The organism is Streptomyces sp. MS191 (assembly GCF_008042125.1).
Taxonomy (GTDB): Bacteria; Actinomycetota; Actinomycetes; order Streptomycetales; family Streptomycetaceae; genus Streptomyces.
Genome location: NZ_RDBI01000195.1, coordinates 1 through 1403, shown reverse-complemented (window position 1 = coordinate 1403; position 1403 = coordinate 1). Strand labels below are relative to the sequence as shown.

Here is a 1403-nt window from a genome sequence, read left to right as displayed (position 1 = left end):
ACGCTGTTCTCCGCCCCGCACACCACCGTGCTGATGCGGGCCCAGTACGTCACCGCCGGCCTCGCCATCGAGGTCGAGGACCGCGGACTGGGCATGCCGGTCACCGAGCAGAACAAGATGAACGCGCTCCTCGCCGACCCTGACCAGGTCAACGTCGCCCACCTGCTCCAGGACGGGCGCATCGGACTGTTCGTGGTCTCGGCCCTCGCGCGGCGCCACGGCATCGCCGTCCGCCTGCAGTCGAACATCTACGGCGGGGTCCAGGCGGTCCTCGTCCTGCCGCAGGGGCTGCTCGGCGCCGAGCCGGACCGCCTCACCCAGGGCGAGCCCCAGACGGGCGCCGCGCGAGGGCCGAGACCACGAACAGTCCGATGCGCCCGTCCTGGAGCAGGTGGGCGACGTTGACCTGGTCAGGGTCGGCGAGGAGCGCGTTCATCTTGTTCTGCTCGGTGACCGGCATGCCCAGTCCGCGGTCCTCGACCTCGATGGCGAGGCCGGCGGTGACGTACTGGGCCCGCATCAGCACGGTGGTGTGCGGGGCGGAGAACAGCGTCGCGTTCTCGACCAGCTCGGCGAGCAGGTGGATGACGTCGGCGACGGCGTGGCCGCGGAGCGTTCCGTCGATCGGGGGAACGAGCTTGACGCGCGGGTACTGCTCGACCTCGGCGATCGAGGAGCGCAGCACCTCGGTCATGGTGACCGGGTTCGACCACTGGCGGCGGGAGATGGCGCCGCCGAGGACGGCCAGGTTCTCGGCGTGGCGGCGGATGCGGGTCGCCAGGTGGTCGACGTGGAACAGGCCCTTGAGCAGCTCCGGGTCCTCGACCTCGTTCTCCAGCTCGTCGAGGAGCTGGATCTCTCGGTGGACGAGGGACTGCAGGCGCCGGGCGAGGTTGACGAACACCTCGACCTTCTGTTCGTTGCCGACGCTGCTGGAGAGCCGGGAGGCCTGCACCACGGCGGCGACGGCGGCCTCGTGGGACCGGGTCAGCTCCTGGGACAGCAGGTCGAACTCGTCACCGGACGCGGCCGTGGGCGGCGTGGCGGGGCGGACCGGCGGGCCCTCTCCCCGGCGCAGCTGCTCGACGATCGTGCGCAGCTCGCTCTGTCCGCGGGCGCTGGAGCGGCGCAGGGAGTTGCAGCGGTCGAGCACGGCCTTGGCGGCCCGGTCGGCGCCGAGCGCCGCGGCGGTCACGGAGGCGACCGTGAGGGCGGCGGCGCCCGTGAGCGCGGCCCAGAGGCCGGGCGTCGGGCTGGCTCCGGTGGAGCGGATGGTGAAGAGGACGGCGGCGGCGCCGTGGTGCAGGCCTCCCGGCTCTCCAGCAGCGTCGGCAACGAACAGAAGGTCGAGGTGTTCGTCAACCTCGCCCGGCGCCTGCAGTCCCTCGTCCACCGAGAGATCC

Annotated in this window: 1 protein-coding gene and 1 pseudogene; one reads left to right on the top strand and one right to left on the bottom strand. The window is 72.2% G+C overall.

Annotated elements, in window-relative coordinates:
• Positions 1-405 (top strand): histidine kinase (locus EAO71_RS36320; RefSeq protein WP_261992521.1); only part of this gene is annotated, 405 nt, incomplete at its 5' end.
• Here the strand turns inward: EAO71_RS36320 and EAO71_RS36315 are convergent.
• Positions 338-1297 (bottom strand): annotated as a pseudogene (locus tag EAO71_RS36315) (histidine kinase); the annotation flags it as partial. The gene EAO71_RS36320 and the pseudogene EAO71_RS36315 overlap by 68 nt on opposite strands.
• Between the last annotated feature and the right edge of the window lie 106 nt (positions 1298-1403).